The organism is Sinomonas sp. ASV322 (genome assembly GCF_030908245.1).
Classification (GTDB): Bacteria; Actinomycetota; Actinomycetes; order Actinomycetales; family Micrococcaceae; genus Sinomonas.
Map to the genome: position 1 here is coordinate 346483 of NZ_JAVFJJ010000003.1, position 18567 is coordinate 365049.

The 18567-nt window shown below is 69.2% G+C and carries 18 protein-coding genes and 1 tRNA gene; 13 read left to right on the forward strand and 6 right to left on the reverse strand.

Annotation, left to right across the window (positions count from 1 at the left end; translation table 11 throughout):
- Positions 1-36: 36 nt before the first annotated feature.
- The 6 genes from RBS12_RS06405 to RBS12_RS06430 all read left to right on the forward strand — a co-directional run bounded on the left by RBS12_RS06405 (position 37) and on the right by RBS12_RS06430 (position 9851).
- Complete coding sequence (locus RBS12_RS06405; protein ID WP_307965233.1) at positions 37-1767, forward strand: glycerol-3-phosphate dehydrogenase/oxidase; 1731 nt, start codon at positions 37-39, stop codon at positions 1765-1767.
- A gap of 86 nt (positions 1768-1853) precedes the next feature.
- The gene (locus RBS12_RS06410; RefSeq protein WP_307965234.1) at positions 1854-2339 is read left to right on the forward strand and encodes a PTS sugar transporter subunit IIA; all 486 of its coding nucleotides are present in this window, start codon (positions 1854-1856) and stop codon (positions 2337-2339) included.
- 119 nt (positions 2340-2458) lie between these two features.
- The gene (locus RBS12_RS06415) at positions 2459-3370 is read left to right on the forward strand and encodes an SURF1 family protein (protein WP_307965235.1); all 912 of its coding nucleotides are present in this window, start codon (positions 2459-2461) and stop codon (positions 3368-3370) included.
- On the forward strand, positions 3367-3849 hold the full coding sequence (locus RBS12_RS06420; RefSeq protein ID WP_307965236.1) for a DUF3817 domain-containing protein: 483 nt from the start codon (positions 3367-3369) through the stop codon (positions 3847-3849). The genes RBS12_RS06415 and RBS12_RS06420 overlap by 4 nt, the downstream gene beginning before the upstream one ends.
- A gap of 89 nt (positions 3850-3938) precedes the next feature.
- A complete protein-coding gene (guaA, locus tag RBS12_RS06425; protein WP_307965296.1) occupies positions 3939-5489 on the forward strand; it encodes a glutamine-hydrolyzing GMP synthase in 1551 nt (516 codons plus the stop codon).
- Between the two features lie 72 nt (positions 5490-5561).
- Entirely contained in the window at positions 5562-9851 is a 4290-nt protein-coding gene (locus RBS12_RS06430; RefSeq protein WP_373886486.1) for a DUF4011 domain-containing protein, read from the forward strand.
- A 17-nt stretch (positions 9852-9868) separates the two neighbouring features.
- Here the strand turns inward: RBS12_RS06430 and RBS12_RS06435 are convergent, their stop codons facing one another.
- The 3 genes from RBS12_RS06435 to RBS12_RS06445 form a co-directional block, all read right to left on the reverse strand.
- Positions 9869-10591 (reverse strand): RcpC/CpaB family pilus assembly protein, encoded by a 723-nt coding sequence (locus tag RBS12_RS06435; protein ID WP_307965237.1) that lies wholly within the window; start codon positions 10589-10591, stop codon positions 9869-9871.
- Positions 10592-10687: 96 nt separating this feature from the next.
- Positions 10688-10975 (reverse strand): FmdB family zinc ribbon protein, encoded by a 288-nt coding sequence (locus RBS12_RS06440; RefSeq protein ID WP_307965238.1) that lies wholly within the window; start codon positions 10973-10975, stop codon positions 10688-10690.
- Between the two features lie 109 nt (positions 10976-11084).
- A complete protein-coding gene (locus tag RBS12_RS06445; RefSeq protein WP_307965239.1) occupies positions 11085-11720 on the reverse strand; it encodes a 5-formyltetrahydrofolate cyclo-ligase in 636 nt (211 codons plus the stop codon).
- A gap of 78 nt (positions 11721-11798) precedes the next feature.
- Between RBS12_RS06445 and galU the strand changes: the two genes are divergently transcribed.
- The 4 genes from galU (at position 11799) to RBS12_RS06465 (ending at position 14562) form a co-directional block, all read left to right on the forward strand.
- Entirely contained in the window at positions 11799-12719 is a 921-nt protein-coding gene (gene galU, locus RBS12_RS06450; protein ID WP_307965240.1) for a UTP--glucose-1-phosphate uridylyltransferase GalU, read from the forward strand.
- A 2-nt stretch (positions 12720-12721) separates the two neighbouring features.
- Positions 12722-13339: a GNAT family protein gene (locus tag RBS12_RS06455; RefSeq protein ID WP_307965241.1), complete on the forward strand. Its 618-nt coding sequence runs from the start codon at positions 12722-12724 to the stop codon at positions 13337-13339.
- 82 nt (positions 13340-13421) lie between these two features.
- Complete coding sequence (locus RBS12_RS06460; RefSeq protein ID WP_307965242.1) at positions 13422-14357, forward strand: hypothetical protein; 936 nt, start codon at positions 13422-13424, stop codon at positions 14355-14357.
- A 132-nt stretch (positions 14358-14489) separates the two neighbouring features.
- Positions 14490-14562, forward strand: a tRNA-Ala gene (locus RBS12_RS06465).
- Between the two features lie 137 nt (positions 14563-14699).
- Here RBS12_RS06465 and RBS12_RS06470 read toward each other — a convergent pair.
- Together RBS12_RS06470 and RBS12_RS06475 are read right to left on the reverse strand one after the other, a co-directional pair.
- Positions 14700-15143, reverse strand: a complete 444-nt coding sequence (locus tag RBS12_RS06470) for a hypothetical protein (protein ID WP_307965243.1) — start codon at positions 15141-15143, stop codon at positions 14700-14702.
- Between the two features lie 137 nt (positions 15144-15280).
- Positions 15281-15760 (reverse strand): Lrp/AsnC family transcriptional regulator, encoded by a 480-nt coding sequence (locus RBS12_RS06475; protein ID WP_307965244.1) that lies wholly within the window; start codon positions 15758-15760, stop codon positions 15281-15283.
- A gap of 100 nt (positions 15761-15860) precedes the next feature.
- Between RBS12_RS06475 and RBS12_RS06480 the strand changes: the two genes are divergently transcribed.
- From RBS12_RS06480 to RBS12_RS06490, 3 genes are all read left to right on the forward strand, one after another.
- Positions 15861-17147, forward strand: a complete 1287-nt coding sequence (locus RBS12_RS06480) for an MFS transporter (protein WP_307965245.1) — start codon at positions 15861-15863, stop codon at positions 17145-17147.
- A 91-nt stretch (positions 17148-17238) separates the two neighbouring features.
- Positions 17239-17862: a helix-turn-helix domain-containing protein gene (locus tag RBS12_RS06485; protein ID WP_307965246.1), complete on the forward strand. Its 624-nt coding sequence runs from the start codon at positions 17239-17241 to the stop codon at positions 17860-17862.
- A gap of 11 nt (positions 17863-17873) precedes the next feature.
- The gene (locus RBS12_RS06490; RefSeq protein ID WP_307965247.1) at positions 17874-18056 is read left to right on the forward strand and encodes a hypothetical protein; all 183 of its coding nucleotides are present in this window, start codon (positions 17874-17876) and stop codon (positions 18054-18056) included.
- 5 nt (positions 18057-18061) lie between these two features.
- On the opposite strand, the gene RBS12_RS06495 is transcribed toward RBS12_RS06490, so the two are convergent.
- Positions 18062-18526, reverse strand: a complete 465-nt coding sequence (locus tag RBS12_RS06495; RefSeq protein ID WP_307965298.1) for an Lrp/AsnC family transcriptional regulator — start codon at positions 18524-18526, stop codon at positions 18062-18064.
- Between the last annotated feature and the right edge of the window lie 41 nt (positions 18527-18567).

An 18567-nucleotide genomic window follows, 5' to 3' on the forward strand; every position in this document is an offset into this window, starting at 1 on the left:
TAACCGTGGACGAGGGTCTTGACTGAGGGGAAGGGCATGTCCGGAAGCTTGGGTCCCGAGGGTCGCGCGACGGCGATCGAGCGGCTCAAGGCCACGGCCCGGCAAGGCCGGGAGGGCCGGGAGATCGACGTCCTCATTGTCGGCGGCGGCATCGTGGGCGCCGGAGCCGCGCTCGATGCGGTGACCCGTGGCCTCGACGTGGGGATCGTCGAGCAGCGCGACTGGGCGTCGGGGACGTCGTCGCGCTCGTCGAAGCTCATCCACGGCGGGCTCCGCTATCTCGAGATGCTCGATTTCCGGCTCGTCCAGGAGGCGCTCCAGGAACGCGGCCTCCTCCTCCAGCGCATCGCGCCCCATCTCGTCAAGCCGGTCCCCTTCCTGTATCCGCTCACACGCCGGTGGTGGGAGCGCCCCTACGTCGGCATGGGCATGATCATGTATGACACGTTCGGGCTCACGAGCGGCCACGGAAACGGCGTCCCCGTGCACAAGCACATGTTCCGGCGCAGCACCCTCCGCGCCGCGCCGAGCCTCAAGGACGACGCGATGATCGGCGCGATCCGCTACTACGACGCGCAGGTGGACGACGCGCGGCTCGTCTCGACGATCGTGCGGACGGCCGCGTTCCACGGCGCGCATGCGGTCAACCGGATGCGCGTCGAGAGCTTCCTCCGCGAGGGCGAGCGCGTCGTGGGGGCTCGCGTGAGGGACCTCGAGACGGGCGAGCCATTCGACATCCGCGCGAAGCAGGTCATCAACGCGACGGGCGTGTGGACTGACGAGACGCAGGCCATGGTGACGGAGCGCGGCCAGCTCAAGGTCCGGGCCTCGAAGGGCGTCCACCTCGTTGTCCCCCGGGACCGCTTCCAGTCCACCGTGGGCCTCATCCTGCGGACCGAGAAGTCCGTGCTCTTCGTCATCCCGTGGGGACGCCACTGGATCATCGGGACGACGGACACCGACTGGGAGCTCGACAAGGCGCACCCGGCGGCGTCGAGCAGCGACATCGACTACATCCTCGAGCACGTCAACCGCGTGCTCCGGCGGCCCCTCACGCGGGAGGACGTCGAGGGCGTGTACGCAGGTCTGCGGCCGCTCCTCGCCGGGGAGAACGACTCGACGGCGCAGCTCAGCCGCGAGCACATCGTCGCGCATCCCGTGCCCGGCATGGTCGTCGTGGCGGGCGGAAAGCTCACGACCTATCGGATCATGGCTCGCGACGCCGTCGACGAGGCAGTGCGCAGCATGGACGTGCGCGTGCCCCAGAGCATCACGGACAAGGTTCCCCTCGTCGGCGCGGACGGATACCGGGCCGTGTGGAACCGGAGGCATCGGCTCGCCGAGGCCTCGGGGGTGCATGTGGCCCGCGTCGAACACCTCATCAACCGCTACGGCTCGCTCGCGACCGAGGTCCTGGACCTCATGGCGGCCGACCGGAGCCTGGCCGAGCACCTCCCGGGCGCCGACGACTACCTTCGGGCCGAGGTCGTCTACTCCGTGACCCACGAGGCGGCGCGGCATGTCGAAGACATCCTCACGCGGCGCACGCGGATCTCGATCGAAGCGTGGGATCGTGGCGTCTCGGCGGCACCGGTGGTCGCCGGGCTGATGGCGCCCCTGCTTGGCTGGAGCGAGGTGCAGCGCGAGAACGAGGTGGCCCACTATCTCAAGCGCGTCGAGGCCGAGCGGCTGAGCCAAGAGCAGCCCGACGACGCGACGGCCGACGTCGCGCGGCTCGGCGTCGCGGACATCGTCCCCGTGAAATAGCCCGGGCCCGTGCGCTCCGGACGCGATCCGGACCGCATCACGGACAACGAGCCCACGGCGTGAGACCGCGTCCGTAAAATGACGGCATGCCCCAGACTTTCGACCGCTACGACGCCCAGCTGACCACGCCGGGGCTCGTCATCCTCGAGATGGAGGCCACGGACCGCCACGACGCGGCGCGCCAGCTGGCCGGGCGGCTTGCCGCCGAAGGAAGGATCGACGATCTCGATGCGTTCCTCGCCGATGTCGCGGCCCGGGAACACCAGATGGCCACGGGACTTCCCGGCGGGATCGGGCTTCCGCATGCGCGCAGCGAGCACGTGATTCGGCCGTCGATCGCCGTGGGCGTCGCGAAGTACGGGCACGCGATCGATTTCGGGGCCTTGGACGGGCCGGCGTTCGTTGTCCTGCTCATCGCGACTCCGGCCTCGAGTTTCTCCGAGCACCTCGAGGTCCTCGCGACGATGGCCCGCTCGCTGTCCAAGGCCGGATTCCGCGAATCGCTGCGCCGTGCGAACGACGCCGACATCATCTCGGAGCTCGTGAACTCGGCGCTCCTGTTCGGGGACTAGGGAGTTTCGAAGTCTGGGCCGTTTCGGGGTCTTGGTCGATTCGGAGTCTGGGCCGTTTCGGAGTCTTGGTCGAATGCCCTGTTTCGGTTTTCTACAGCTTGTCGGAGTACCGTTGAAAGGTGCTCCGAACCGCCCTCAAGCTCCGCTGGATCCTTGCGCTCCTTGCCGCGCTCGCGGTCTCGGGCGTCTTCGTCCTGCTGAGCCAGTGGCAGTTCTCCCGTTCGACGTCGGACTCCCCGCCTGTCGTGCCGACCGTCGAAACGCCGCAGCCGCTCACGAAGACCATCCAGCCAGGCGCGGCCTTCCCGGCAGCGGCGGCGGACCAGATGGTGACGGCGAGCGGGCACTACGATCCGTCGCGCCAGGCGCTCGTCCCCAATCGCCTGCGCAACGGGGTCAGTGGTTGGTGGGTCGTGACGGCGTTCGTCGTCGACGGCGCCCCGGCAGTGGGCGGCGAGAAGGGGATCGTCGTCCCCGTGGCCCGCGGATGGCTTGCCGACCCGGGCAATGCCGGCCCCCCGCCGTCCGGCGAGGTTCAGCTCACGGGCCGGCTCCTGCCCTCGGAGGCCCCGCAGGCGAACAAGCATCCCGCGGCGGGGCAGGCGTCCATGGTTTCGGTTGCCGAGCTGATCAACCTGTGGGACGTCCAGAGCTACCCGGGCTTCGTGAGCGCGACTCATGAGGTGACCACCGGGGGGGATCAGTCCGCTTCCGCGCTGCACGGCACACTCGAGCCGCTCGACATCGCGGCGCAGCCAGCCACTGCCCCCGTGAACTGGCTCAATATCTTCTACGCGGTCGAATGGGTCGTGTTCGCCGGCTTCTCGATCTTCCTGTGGTGGCGTCTTGTGCGCGACGACTACGAGCGCCGGCTGGAGGCTCAGGCCAACGACGGAGCGCAAGCCCACGACGGGGCGCCCGACGCACACGCATCTGGGACCGAAGCGCCCGAGGCATCGGACGCCCAGGCAACCCCCGCTCCCGAACCCGACGATACCGACGCCCGATCCGATACCGGAGGAAAACTGTGATCGACCCCAAGCCCGCCACGGGCCGCACGCCCCAGCGCCGCTTCGGCGGCACCGCCGCACAGATCCGCTCGGCGCTCGGGTTCTACAGGGTCATGGCCTACGCGACGGGCTCCATGCTCCTGCTCCTATGCCTTGAGATGATCCTGCGCTACGGTCTCGGCAAGTTCATCTTCGCGGGAGGAAGCGACGCCTTCACCGGGAAGCCTTTTGCCGTTGGGCTCGCGGACGCCGATCCGGCCGGCGTGGTGGGCGGCGTGAACCTCTCGATCACCGTCCTCATCGTCCACGGCTGGATGTACGTCCTGTACCTCGCATCGAACTTCCGCCTGTGGTCTCTCATGCGCTGGCCATTCGGCCGCTTCGTCCTCATGGCGCTCGGCGGCGTCGTCCCGCTGCTCTCGTTCATCGTCGAACGGCGGATGCACGCCGAGGTGGAGCGCGACCTTGTCGCACACCCGGACGCGGGCCAGCGGTACTGAGCACAGGCGGCACCCGTCGTGACGTCCGGTAGGCTTGACGGGTGACAAACGCATCCCAGAGCACAGGCTCGCAGACAGCCCACAGGCCCGTGCTCGTGGTCGACTATGGTGCCCAGTACGCGCAGCTCATCGCACGGCGCGTCCGCGAGGCGAACGTCTATTCCGAGATTGTCCCGCACACCTTGACCACCGAGCAGATCATGGCCAAGAACCCGGCCGCCATCATTCTCTCCGGCGGCCCCTCGAGCGTCTACGCAGAAGGCGCGCCGGCGGTCGGGGCAGACCTGTTCGAGGCCGGAGTGCCGGTCTTCGGCATCTGCTACGGCTTCCAGGCCATGGCGAACGCACTCGGCGGAACGGTGGCGCGCACGGGTCTCCGCGAGTACGGCGCGACGCAGGCATCGGCCGTAGGGGAGCCCCACTCGATCCTTTCTGGGATTCCTGTCCTGCAGAGCACCTGGATGAGCCATGGCGACGCCGTGCAGACCGCCCCCGAAGGGTTCGAGGTGCTCGCGACCACGCCCGGTGCTCCCGTCGCGGCGTTCGTCAACACTGAGAAGGCCCTTGGCGGCGTGCAGTGGCATCCCGAGGTCAAGCACTCCGAGTATGGCCAGAAGGTCCTTGAGAACTTCCTGTTCGGCGTTGCTGGGCTTGAGCGCAATTGGACGACCGGCAACATCCTCGAGGAACAGGTCGCGCGGATTCGCGAACAGGTCGGCTCTGCACGGGTCATCTGTGGCCTGTCCGGCGGCGTCGACTCCGCGGTCGCCGCGGCACTGGTCCAGCGCGCGGTCGGCGATCAGCTCACCTGCGTCTTCGTCGATCACGGCCTGCTCCGCGATGGGGAGGCCGAGCAGGTCGAGCGTGACTTTGTCGCGGCGACGGGCGTCAACCTCTACGTCGCCAACGAGCAGGAACGCTTCCTGTCCGCTCTCTCGGGGGTGACCGATCCCGAGCAGAAGCGGAAGATCATCGGCCGCGAGTTCATCCGCGCGTTCGAAGAAGCCGAGCGGACGATCATCGAGAAGGCCAAGGCAGAGGGCGAGCAGATCCGCTTCCTCGTCCAGGGAACGCTCTACCCTGACGTCGTCGAGTCCGGCGGCGGTGAGGGCACTGCCAACATCAAGAGTCACCACAACGTGGGCGGTCTCCCTGAGGACATGCGCTTCGAGCTCGTCGAACCGCTGCGTGCGCTGTTCAAGGACGAAGTCCGCTCGGTGGGCCGCCAGCTCGGCCTGCCCGCTGAGATCGTCAATCGCCAGCCCTTCCCCGGCCCAGGCCTCGGAATCCGCATCGTCGGCGAAGTCACGGGGGAGCGGCTCGACCTGCTGCGCAAGGCCGACGCGATCGCGCGCCACGAGCTCACCGCGGCCGGGCTCGATGACGAGGTGTGGCAGATGCCCGTCGTGCTCCTCGCGGACGTGCGCAGCGTCGGCGTCCAAGGCGACGGCCGGACGTACGGCCATCCGATCGTCCTTCGTCCGGTTTCGAGCGAGGACGCGATGACGGCCGACTGGTCGCGACTGCCGTTCGACCTCCTGGCCCGGATCTCGAACCGCATTACGAACGAGGTCGATGGTGTCAATCGCGTGGTGCTCGATGTGACGAGCAAGCCCCCGGGAACCATCGAATGGGAGTGATCCGACGCTGATTTGGCCCCTGGCTGCGTTGCGGCCGGGGGCCTCGGCGTTGAAGAGGTTACTCTCGAAACCATGCCGATAAGGTCTATAGGCAAACGACGCAGCGCCACGGACGCCGCAGAGGAGAGCGCCCCAGTGCCCCAAGAGCCGACGAAGCACGAAGACGAGGCACGCCTCGAGGCGTGGCTCTCGTCTCTGCCCGCCGTGACCGGTCCGGATACGATGCTCAGCTTCTTTCCGAAGTCTGACGGCACGATCGACCTGACCTCGGCCCATGCTTCTGGTCTCGCGCAGCTCCTTGCGGGTCGCAGGACGAGGCTCTCGACGCTCGTGCGGGAGCGGCAGGACTACACGGCTGCGGCGCGGGCCGCGCGGAACCTGCGCGGCAAGATCTACGAGCTTTCCCATGAGCGGGGCCTCGACGCCGGGTATCTCGCCGCGGGAATCGCGTCGTGGACGTCCGCGGTCGGCGGCAAGCCGCGGCGCGTGAGCGCGCCCGTCCTGCTCGCGGGAGCGGCGTTGACTGTTCGGAGCGAGCAGGACGACTTCGAAATCAAGCTGACCGAGCAAGCGCGGCTCAATCCCGCCCTCGTCCGTCACCTTCGGTCCGTGCACCATCTCGAGATCGACCCGGTCTCCATCGAACGTCTCGCGTACAGCACCGCACGCCTCGACCCGCATCCCGTGCTTGAACGCGTGCGGGGGCTCCTTCACGGCATTCCCGGAGCCGTCGTCGATTCGCGGCTCCTTGTATCGACGTTCGCCGACCTCGAGCACGCGCTCGACGACCCGGCCATCACGGCCGGCAGTTCTGTTGTCGCGTCCCTCGCCGCCGCCGCGCGCGGCGTGCACGTGGCCCCGGCACCGGTCGACGCGTCTCGCTTCGCGCACATCGACGAGCGCGCGCCCGAGGACGAACTGCTTGTCCTTGACGCGGACGGGGATCAGCAGCTCGCGATCGACGCCGCTCGCGCGGGCGATTCCCTCGTCGTCGAGGCTCCGCCGGGAACCGGCCAGACCCAGACGGCCGTCAACGTCATCGCGAACCTCGTCGACGCCGGCCGGACCGTTCTCGTCGTCGCGGAGCGGCGCGCGAGCCTCACAGAGCTTCATCGGGTGAGCGAGCATCTCGGCCTCGGCTCGACGCTGCTTCCTTTGGGCACCGGACTCACGGCCGGCCTGCTCAAGCAGCAGCTTGTCCGCGCCATCGTGCGCAACGAGAAGTCCGAAGAGCCACGGCTTGACGTGCTGCACAGGACCGTGCGCGACCGCAGGCATCAGCTCATAGAGCACGTCGAATCTCTCCACAACATCCGCGAACGCTGGGGCTGCTCGCCCTACGAAGCGATGCAGTCGCTCGCGGCGTTGACCTCGATCCAGCCGTCCCCCGCGACGACCGTCCGGCTCAAGCGCAGCGTGCTCGACAGCATTCGCGAACGACGCGAACTTGCCGAGCGGCTCCGGAGGGCTGCTGAGCTCGGCAGCTTCAGCCGCGATGCGACCGAAAGCCCGTGGTACGGGGCGCGCATGCTCACGCGCCGCGAAACGGAAGATGCTCAGGAACTCGTCGGGGTGTTGGTGGCAGATCTGCCTGCCCTGCACGAGCGCATGGCCCAGGTCGCCGAGCATTCGGAGATTCGGCTCGGCGCTTCGGTCCAGGAATGGGGACAGCAGATCGAACTGCTCGTTGCCGTCCGCGAAAGTCTTGACAAGTTCACACCGGACATCTTTGACCGTCCCGTCAACGATCTCATCGCCGCGACGGCGTCGTCGGGCTGGCGGCGCGAACGGGGGATTGAGATCCCCGCGATGCAGAGGTCGCGGCTTCGCCGGGTCGCGAAAGAGTACGTTCGACCGGGCGTCCACCTCGCAGACCTCCATACGGCGCTGCTGCTCGTGCAGGAGCAGCGCGCACAGTGGGCCGACTACGCGGTGTCGCAGCGTCACCCGGCCGTTCCGTCCGGTCTCGCCGACCTGCGCGAGGACTATCGGGCCGTCCGCAAGGGGCTCGAGCGGCTCGGCACGATCCTCTCCGGGACCCGAGACGGTGGCAATCTGGTCCGGACTTCCGTGGCGGCGGTCCATCAGCGACTCGAGGACCTCGCGGACGGAGCCGACGCCCTCCGGTCGCTGCCCGAGCGGACCCTCCTCGAGGACGAGCTCCGTGAACGCGGTCTCGGCGATCTCCTTGCCGACCTCGCTGAACGCGAGGCCTCCCCGGATGTGGTCGCCTCCGAGCTCGAACTCGCCTGGTGGCAGTCGGTGCTCGAGGCCATGATCAGCGGGGACGACTATCTCGCGATGTCCGACGGCGCTCAGCTGCGGCGCGCCGAGGAAGAATTCCGGCGCGCCGATCGGGCACACATCGGGTCGGGTCCGGCCAGGGTCCGATGGAGACTCGGCGGCGCATGGGCACGGGCCATCGGCGAACGCCCGCGCGAAGCCGAGTCGCTGCGGAACCTCCTGCGCGACGGGCGCATCAGCCTCGCGAGCCTCGAGGCGAACGCCTCCGGGCTCGTGCGCCCCCTCGTTCCCGTATGGACCTCGAGTCCGTACACGCTGGCGTCGGTGGCCCCAGCGAAGCGGCGGTTCGACGTCGTCGTCATCCTCGACGCGGACTCGATGCCGCTCAGGGCCGCCCTTCCGGCGATTGCCCGTGCGAAGCAAGTCATCGCTTTCGGTGATTCCTACGTCGCCAATCCACGCCCGTTCACAGTCGGCATCGGGGGCAGCCAGCCCCCAGCCGCCCCGGTCGAGAGTTCGTTCTCGGCCCTCGCCCGGGTGCTTCCGACGGTGCGCCTGACAACGGTCTATCGCGGCGTCGACGAGGATCTGGGGCTCCAGCTGAGCCAACGGTTCTACGAGGGGGCCCTCAGGCGGCTCCCTGATGGCCAGTCCGTGACGGGGCTCGATCGCGCCCTCGTCGTCGAGTACCTGCCAGACGGCACCGGGATGCCTTCCGGCCAAGACGGCAACGTCGAATCGACGGCCGCCGAAGTCAATCGCGTCGTCGACCTCGTTTTCGAGCACGCCGCGCACCGGCCGAACGCTTCCCTCGCCGTCGTCACCGCAAGCTCCCAGCACGCGTCCCGCGTCGGAGAAGCCATCCGCCTGCAGATGGCGAACCACACGGAGTCCAGCGAGTTCTTCGCCCGGGCCGACGAGCCGTTCCGTGTTGTGCCGGTCGAGCGCGCAGGCGGCCTCGTGCGGGACCACGTGATCTTCTCGCTCGGCTACGGCCGGACGCCACATGGGCGCGCGATGCACTATTTCGGTCCCCTGAGCGAGCCTGGCGGCCGGCAGCGTTTTGCGCTCGCGATGAGCCGAGCGCGCCAGACGCTGCAGGTGCTGAGCTGCTTCGAGCCCGGCGAACTCGACGTGACCCGTCTGGGGGAGGGGGCCCTCGACTTCCACGAGCTCCTCGACCGCGAACTCGCCGGCCGCACGGGGCTCGGCACTCGTGCTACGCGGGCGGCCGCGAGCACCGAGGCCCTCGGGGCCGACCCGCTCGTGACTGATCTCGGCGAACGCCTCGCCTCGCGGGGCGCGCGCGTATGGCATCACTACGACGGGGAGATCGACATGGCCGCGGCCGTCGATCCTCTCGTCACCATGTCGCGGGACGAGCACGAGCCGAGCATTCCCGTCGCCGTCGAATCGGACGGCACCAAGCGGTATCGCGAGCTGAGCGTCCGGGAGCGGACCCGCCAGCGTCCCGAGCTCCTCGAGCGGATGGGGTGGCGCTACCTCACGCTCTGGACCATCGAGGTCTTCACGGATCCGGCGACGTGTGCGGACATGGTCGCAGAGGCGCTGGGCCTCGACGGACCGTCCGAGGACGGCGCGACCGCCGGATTCCTCACGCGGCAGGAGGATCTGGGAGTGGCCGGTTCGAATTCCGCCGATGACCCTGATGCGGCCTTCGCTGGCCCCATCTCCACGGACACGGCCGAGGACTTCGACGGCGCAGAGGAACCCTATGAGGAGGCATCGCCAGTGGCAGCGCGGAATCATCTGAGTTCGCATCGCCGAGTCAGCGTTCCGGCGACGGGAGTGGGAGACCAAGCGGCAGCCGAGACGCCCGTTCCGGGGCATGAACGGGGTGAACCCGGCGGCGAGGCCGTGAGACCCGAGCAGCCCCCAAGGACCGGGCAGTTCGGCAACCCGGATCGGCCCCGGAGCCATGAGCAGCGCGGGGGTTCGCAGCAGGACTCCGCCCAAGCGGCGGAGTCGCCGTCGGACGCCCGGCCCCTCATTCCGCGCCGCGCGGCGGAGGACGATCCGCGCTCGTGGGGCGACAGCCAGTCTGATCGCGACCACGACCAGTGGCTCAAGGAGCAGCGCCCGCCTCATTGGGGCTGATGGCGCCGTCGCCTGACTCACGGCCTCGCCCTGTCGACGAGGACGAAGAAGACCTTTCCCCGGGTCGATGCCCCAGCTATCGCTCGGGCGCGCTCGCTTTCGGCTGCGACCACGACGAGGCCCTCGGTGTCCTTCGGGGTGCCGAGCCAGCCGCCGGGTGGCGCGCCTCCCGCACCAGTCCACAGGATCGTGACGCCGGTGGCGAGGATCGTCGATCTCTGGCCGTCGGCACCGGCCTGGTCGCTCAGAACGAGGTCGACGACCTGTCCTGTCCGCACGAGCTCAAGCGATCCCGGGTCGGCGATCCGAACGGGGACAGCCACCGTTCCGGGGGAGGCCCCCGCCAGGAGGCCGGGGCCGACGAGGGCGGCAACCGTCAGGATTTCTCCCCGTCGCACGGGACCCGCGAGCCGCTGACCTGCGACTGCGCCGACTTCCGTCGCCGCGCGTTCGGGAAGCACATCGACGGGCACGCGCGCGAGCCGCAGCTGCGAGTTCTGGAGAGGCGCGCCGGCCGGGAGGTCAGCGGCGGCGACGACGACTGAGGCGAGCGCCGCGGAAGGTGGGGTCAGCTGGTAGACGGCAACGGCGACCCCAGCACACAGCGCGGCCGCCGCTAGGGTCCGTCTGCGCCGTTCGAGCAGCCGGACAAGCGGTGCGCGCCGCTGCCTTCCCCACGGCACGGGAGCCTGCGACGCACGGACTTGCGGCTTCCGCCGGGGAGGTCGGGTGAAGGTCATGCTTCGACGCTAGGCGTCGGTGGCCGCCCTCAAGGCGCGACACCGTCCATTGTGGATGGCTCGCCGCGCTGACTTGTGTGGAGGGGAAGTGAAGTGTCAGTTCGACGCGGCGGACGCGGCCGGTGCGGCACTCGGCGTCGAGCTCGGGGCGGGGGTCGATGAGGCCCCCGACGCCGGAGTGGTCGATCCCGCGGGAACCGTGCTCGAGCTCCGCGAGTCGGTCCGGTAGAAGCCGCTGCCCTTGAAGACGACGCCTACGCTGTTGAACTTCTTCCTCAGAGCTCCGCCGCACTCCGGGCACACCGAGAGCGAGCTGTCGCTGAAGGACTGCACGATGTCGAAGGCATGTCCGCAGTCTTTGCAGCCGTAGGCGTAGGTAGGCACTCTTACTCCTTGGAGAACAGGGTTCGGTCACATCGTGCAGATGAAACGGTATTCAGATCGTTCCCGTTAGCAGTCAGCAATCCCGAGTGCCAATTCTAACAGTTCGCCATCAGGCCATATTCCGGAGCGACCTGAGTCCGCTCGGCGTGAGCGCCGCGTCCACACGCCGGTCAAGCGGCTCGTCCGGCACACCACCTGCGGGGAGCACCTCGCCGTCGAACACCACGGCCGCTGTTGGAGGGATTTCGCGGCCGTCGTCGAGCCGCGCGAGGAATCGGTCGTAGTAGCCTCCGCCCTGCCCAAGCCGCCGCCCCTCGATGTCGACGGCGGTCGCGGGGAGCACAATCGCGGCGAGGGGCGGCCGCGCGTCGTCCCCCTCGCGCACGGCGCGAGTGTCCAGCCGCGGGCCCACGGGCTCCTGGATGGGGGCGAAGGCGCTCCGTTCATAGCCGATGCCCGGGTGCCATTCGACCCAGGAGAGCTGCCGCTCGGGCTCGCAAACCGGCAGCAGCACGTGGAAACCGGCCGTGTAGAGGCCCCCGATGAGTTCGGTCGTGGGGGGCTCCGCGCCGACGCTCCAATAGGCGGTGACCGTTCCTCCTTCCGGAAGGGCGGAGCGGGCCCACCCAACGCCGTGTGCGGCGATGGCGGTGCCCGCCAGTGCGCGGTCCCCGGCGCTCATCGCACGACGGCGCTCCCACATTTCGGCCCGCAGGCTCGCCTTGCGTTCGGCGTTGCTCTCCACAGCTCGAGGGTAGCCGGGAGCCCGGGCGTTGGCCGAGAATCTAGGCCGGAGTCCGAGTTCGTCGTATAGAGTGGCAGCGTGTCGACCACGAAGCCAGTCAGGAAAGCTGTCATCCCTGTCGCCGGGCTAGGCACTCGGTTCCTCCCCGTGACGAAGGCCATGCCCAAGGAAATGCTGCCTGTCGTGGACAAGCCGGCTATCCAATATGTCGTCGAGGAAGCCGTCGGCGTCGGCCTCAATGACATCCTCATGATCACGGGCCGCAACAAGCGCGCTCTCGAGGACCACTTCGACCGCGTTCCGTCCCTTGAGGCGACCCTCGAGGAGAAGGGCGACGCGAAGAAGCTCGCCGCGGTGCGCGAGGCGAGTGCGCTCGCCGACATCCACTATGTCCGCCAGGGCGATCCGAAGGGCCTCGGCCACGCCGTCCTGTGCGCACAGCGGCACGTCGGGAACGAGCCGTTCGCGGTCCTCCTCGGCGATGACCTCATTGACGAACGGGACGAGCTGCTCAACGAGATGATCCGAGTCCAGCAGGCGACCGGGGGCTCCGTCGTCGCGCTCATGGAGGTGCCGCACGAGGCGATTTCCGCCTACGGCTGCGCGGACGTCTCCGCCGTCGACGGCGAATCGTTCGTCCGGATCAACGGACTCGTGGAGAAGCCCGCGCCCGAGGACGCGCCGTCGAACCTTGCCGTCATCGGCCGCTACGTCCTGCACCCCGCGGTCTTCGATGTCCTTGAGCGAACGCAGCCCGGGCGGGGCGGAGAAATCCAGCTCACGGACGCCCTTCAGACCCTCGCGGGGCGCGACGACGAGGGGGGAGGCGTCTATGGCGTCGTCTTCCGCGGCCGTCGCTATGACACAGGTGACAAGCTCAGCTACCTCAAGGCCGTCGTCACCCTCGCGTGCAATCGGGACGATTTCGGGGACGATCTGCGTTCTTGGCTGCGCGAATTTGTGGCAAACGGTGCGGAAGCGCCGTCGTCGGGCAACTGAACATGTTCGGGCCGGGGATCTGGCCGGTCACGCTCGAATCCGGGGACGTAGGGCTTCGGCCCATCAGGCAGTCCGACCGTGCCGAATGGATGGAACTGAGGTACCGCAACGCGGAGTGGCTCGCGCCGTGGGAAGCCTCGAATCCTCAGCCCGGCGGGGGACTGCCCACGTTTCGTCAGATGGTGCGCTCGCTGAACCAGCAGGCCCATGAGGGCTCGGCGCTGCCTTTTGTCATCACCCTCGCCGACCCGCGGGAGCGCAGGCCGCCGATCGTGGGCCAGCTCACCGTTTCGTCGATCACGTGGGGGTCGGCCCTCATGGCGACCCTCGGCTACTGGGTCGACCACGAGCACGCGGGGCGCGGCATCGCCCCGACCGCCGTCGCGCTCGCGACGGACTATTGCTTCTTCTCGCTTGGGCTGCATCGCATGGAAATCAATATCCGGCCCGAGAACAGCCCGAGCCTGAGGGTCGTCGAAAAACTCGGCTTCCGGTACGAGGGTCTGCGCCCGCGGTATCTGCACATTGCCGGTGCGTGGGCCGATCACGAGTCATTCGCGCTGACTGCGGACGAGGTCCCCGAGGGGCTCGTGAAGCGCTGGCACGCCTCGCGCGCGTGATTCGCGTCGCTGTGAGCGTCAGTCTGGCGACACACCGACCGTAATCCGGCAGGCCGAGGGGCTCGCCTCCTACGGTTTTGGTATGGATTTCGCTCTCAGCAGCTCGGCGGTGCTTGGCGCGGCCGTGTTCCTCTGGCTGCTGTGGGTGGCGCCCTATGTCCTCCGCCGATTGCGCCCCGCAGCCGAGGGCGCCGCCCTCCTGAGAGTGGCGGACGACGCCGACCCGGAGCCCGCGGTCAGCGCACCGAGCGCTGGGTCGACTTTTGCCCGAGAGAGGCGGGACGACCCTCCCGCGACGCCGACTGCCCGCCAAACCCCTGAGGAGGGGGAGCACGTGAACGACCGGATCCCCCCCGCACCCCCACTGCGCATACGGTGGGGCCGATGTGCCCTCGCGGGGGTCGGCCTCGGGGGGCTGGTCGTCGCCGTCGTCGGCGGAGTGATCGCCGCGATCGGCATGATCTCTGGCCTGATTCCGCTCGCGGGGCTCTCCGCCACGGTGGCTTGCGTTGCCCTCTTGCGCGGGCTCGCGGTACGCGACCGGCGTCGTCGCGTCGACGCTGCGTTCCGCGCGGCCGTTCGGACCGAGGTGAGCGCTGCCGACTCCTCGCGCAAAGTTCCGCCCCGCACAGCGCACGAGGTCTTCGACCTGAAGCCTGAACCCGAGCCTGTTGTCCCCCTGAGCCGGGACGAGCTGCGCGCGGCCGCGCTCGAGGTCGCCAAGGCGGCCCAGGAGGTCGCCGCCGAGGCGGTGGCCAAGGTCGATGCGGCGGCGGAGGCGCAGTGGGAGCCCGTCGAAGTCCCGAAGCCCTCGTACGTCGGCGCGGCGAGGGCCGAGCGCGACGCCCCCGAGCCGCTCGAGGCTCCCGAGCGGCCCAAACCGAGTGCCAAGGTCACGATCAAGCCGAAGCCGGAGGCCACACCGGTCCCCGGGGTTCCGGTCGTTCCTGCTGCTCGCCCGGCGGCCCGCGGAGCCCTCGGCAACCTCGACGCCGTCCTCCAGCGCCGTCGCGCATAACGGGCTAGCGTCGGCTCCGGGCATGAAAATCGGGACGCTCGCGTCCGCGCAATCGCTCGCGAATCAGGGCTCGGCGTCCAATTTGTCTTGAAGCTCTCGGCCCAGTAAGGTTGAACCCGCATCAAGCACCACGGGGTCTTAGCTCAGTTGGTAGAGCGCTTCGTTCGCATCGAAGAGGTCAGGGGTTCAAATCCCCTAGGCTCCACGTTTTGAGCAGAACATCCCCGGTCCTCGGACCGGGGGTGTTGTCGTTCCGGCGCCGGGGGATAGCCCCGAGAAGACGGCTTGTGGCCCAGAAGACGCCCGCGAGCCGTCTTATCTGACAGAACGCCTCCGGCCGCCTCAGCTTCCGAAGTCCTCGCGGGGAAGGGCCTCGCCCGTCTCGATATCGACCGGGAGCCGGGCCGGCATCGGCCCGGGATCCTCGCGTGCGACGAGGAGAAGCGGGACGTCTCGCTCACGCAGGACTTCCGTGAGCGCCGCGAGCGCCCCGGCCGCTTCTGCGGGCGCACCGGCGAGGACGGGAACCCCGCTGACAACCCACAGCGCGTGACGCGGTGCCAGCGTGGCCCAGTCCACACCGTCGGCCCCCGCGCGGGCGACCTCGCCGAACGTGAGCCAAAGGACGTCGTCGTCGGCCTCGATGGCGCGGAGCTCGCCTTCGCCCGCGCGGACGACGGCGGCGGCGCTCGGCGGCGGCGCGAAAAGCCCGAAGATCCCGAGCTGGGACTCCGTTCCCGGCACGAGGACGCGGCTCGAGGACCAGCCCGCATGTGCTGTTGTCATAGCCATCCCTTCCACTTGACGAGCGCGAGGGCGCAACCCGACCGCGAATCGCACCTCGCGCAGAGACCCGCATGAGCTTCGCTCTCGAGCCTAGCCGTGCCGCTGAGGCGATTCGAGGTTCCGATGAGCGGTTGGCGCTAGTGCGCCGCCGCCTCGATCGAGCCCCGGAGGATCTGATCGGCGCGGTAGGCGATGTGGGCGTGGAGGGCGAGCACGGTTTCGGAGCGGATGACTCCCCGGAGCCGGAGAACGCTGCGCAGCGCCGCCTGGAGCTCGTGCGTGTCCGCGGCGGCGAGCCGGCACCAGATGTCACCCCGGCCGGAGATCTCGTGGGCTTCGAGGATGGCGGGGATGCGGCGCAAGCCCGCGACGACGGCGTCGAGCTCGCGGTGGACGACTTCGAGCGTCATGAAGGCGACGACGTCGTAGCCGAGCGCTTCGAGGTCCACCTCGCGCCCGCCGTGCCGGAGGACTTCGGTGCGTTCGAGCCGACGGAGCCGCGACTGGACCGTGTTGCGCGCGACCCCGAGGCGCTGGGCGAGCTCGGCGATCTGCGCCCGCGGGTCCTCGATGAGGGCGAGGATGAGGCGTCGGTCGAGGGTGTCTATGGTGCTCAATGGTCACTCCGTGCAAGGTTGTGATTCGTGAATTAAGCATATCGATCAGTTTTGAGATCTAAAACTGAGTGCGCAGATTAGCTGGCGGCAAACTGTGGACGTGTCGATCTTTGCCGAGCTCAGCATGCGTCCCGCGGTCGAACGGGCGACGACGGCGCGCGCCGCAGGCTGGGATGCGTCGCGGGCCGCGCGGGTCGTCCTCAGCGCGGGCACGCTTTTCGTCCTGCTCGTCGGGGCCAACATCGCGACCCCGCTCTACCCGATGCTGTCGGAGCGCCTCGGCTTCGGTCCGCTCGGCGTCTCCGTGGCCTTCGCGAGCTATGTCCTGTGCCTCGTGGCCGTGCTCATCGTCGCGGGCCACTGGTCGGATCACATCGGCCGACGCGCGGCCCTCGTCGTCGCCGTCGTCCTTGGCCTCGCGGGCGTCGCGGTGTGCGCGGCGGCGGGCTCGCTCGCCGTGCTGTGCTGCGGAAGGGCGCTGCACGGCGCGGCCGTGGGCTTGGCCACGGGCGCGAGCTCCGCGGCCGTCCGGGAGCTCCTCCCCGGCAGGCCCGCGTGGGCGTCGCGGGCGACGCTGCTCGCGACGTCGGGCGGCGTGGCGCTGGGCCCCGTCGTGGGCGGCACCTTGGCCGTTGGCCCCGCGTCCCTCATCATCCCGTTCGCCTCCTACGCCGCGGTGCTCGCGATTCTCCTCGGCCCGCTCGTGCTCGTGCGTGCCCGCCCCGCACTCCGCCCCGCGGTCGACGTATCGCGGGCTCGCCTCCTGGCGCCGCGCGGCTTCGGCTTCGGCGCGCGAACGGCGCGTGGCCCGTTCTGGCGAGCGGCCGCCGTCGGATTCCTGAGCTTCGCCGTCTTCGGCTTTTTCCTCTCGCTCGCGCCGGGCTATTTCGCGCGCGCCCTCGGGCTCACGTCTCTTCCCGCGGTCGGGGCCCTTGCGGGACTTGCGCTCGCTGCGGCGGCCGCTGTGCAGCTCGCGGGGCGGGCGAACGCGGCACGCAAGCACGCGCCGGGGGAGTCGCCGGTCGTCGCGGTCGGCCTCGTTCTCCTCGGCGTCGGGACGCTTGCCGCAGGCTGGGGCGCCGGGGCGGGCAGCGCCGTCGTCCTCGTCGCGGGGATCGCCGCCGCCGGTGCGGGGCAGGGGATGGCGTTCCGCGAGCTCTTCGACGGGCTCGTCGCCGCGATCTCGCCCGAACGGCACGCGCAGGCCGTGAGCGCGCTCTACGTCGTGACGTACCTCGGCAGTGCCGTGCCCGTCATCGGCGTCGGAGCCCTCGCGGCCGCCATCGGCTTGGCCGCTGCATCGATGGTCTTCACGGGCCTGTGCTGCGTGGCCGCAGTCGCGCTGGCCATCCTGTGCGCCCGCGGGCGCGGGCTTGCCAGGGGCTGATCGCAAAGAGGTCGTTGCAAAGAAACAGTTGCAAAGAATTCATTGCAAAGAAGTCGTTGCAAATAAGTCTTTGCAATCGTAGACTCGGGGCATGGCCGACAGCCCGAGCCCCCTGCCGCATCGAACCGTCGATATGGCGTCCCTCAAGGCGCTCGCGCATCCGCTAAGGGTCCAGATCCTTGAGACGATCTTCCGCTACGGCCCCCAGACGGCCGGAACCCTCGCCGAGCGGCTCGGCGAATCGACCGGTTCGACGAGCTACCACCTGCGGCAGCTCGCCAAGTACGACTTCGTCCTCGAAGTCGAAGGCCACGGCACGAAGCGCGAACGCTGGTGGGACCGGCCGAAGGGCATGCTCACGGTCGTCACGCGCGAGCTGGCCCACGACCCCGCGACCCGCGAGGCGGCCCAGCTCGTGCGCCGCGAGTTCGACCGCAGCCGGGCCGCCGCCCTCGACGACTTCATCGATCGGTCCTGGTCCGATGAGCCAGCTGAATGGTCCGAAGCGGCAACCGTCTCCACGACGAACGTCCGGCTCACGGTCGAGCAGCTCGCGGAGCTGTCCCGCGCCGCCGAGGAGTTCATCGCTCAGGCCGTCGAGAAGCTCCGGGCCGCGGGCGTCCAGGAAGGCGCCCGGCCCGTCCAGATCCACCTCAACGCCTTCCCCCTCGCCGACGATCATCCGACCCCGCGGGCCGAGGCGCCGGAAAACTAGGAGATCCAGCCATGTCAGCTCATCGGAACTACACAAGCCAGCGTCGCCCCGGCGTCGTGGACAGCATCGCGGGCCGCGTCGGCGCGGCGCTCGTCGCCTGGTCGGAGCGACCGCGCACGCCCGACCCGCGCATCGCCCGCCTGGACGAGATCGACTCCGTGCGCGACAGCGCGCGCGTGTGGATCCGCCTCTGAGCCTCCTACTCGGGGAGCGGGCCGCGGCCCGGAATCTCTTCGAAGACGAGCGTCGTCTCGGTGTGGCCCACCACGGGATCTGTCGTGAGGTTGTCGAGCAGCCAGTTGCGGAGCTCGTCCGTGCTGCCGACGGCGATGTGCAGGAGATAGTCGATCGCGCCCGACGTGTGGAAGGTCGACAGCACGCCCGGGAGATGCGGCACGCGGGACGTGAAGGCGTCGATCTGATCCCGGTCGTGGGCCCTCAGCCGCACGGAAATGAGCGCCTGGACGCTGCGCCCGACCGCGTTGAGGTTCACCTTGGCCTCGTAGCCCGTGATGATCCCGCGCTCCGAGAGCGCCCGCGTGCGCATGAGCGCCGTCGACGGCGCGATCCCCACGAGCTCCGCGAGCTGCTTGTTGGTGATCCGGGCGTCGTCGACGAGTGCGCCGAGGATCTTGCGGTCGATGTCGTCGAGTGGTTCGGCCATGGCCACGAGCGGGCTCCCTCCTTCGCCTGACGGCAGCCAAA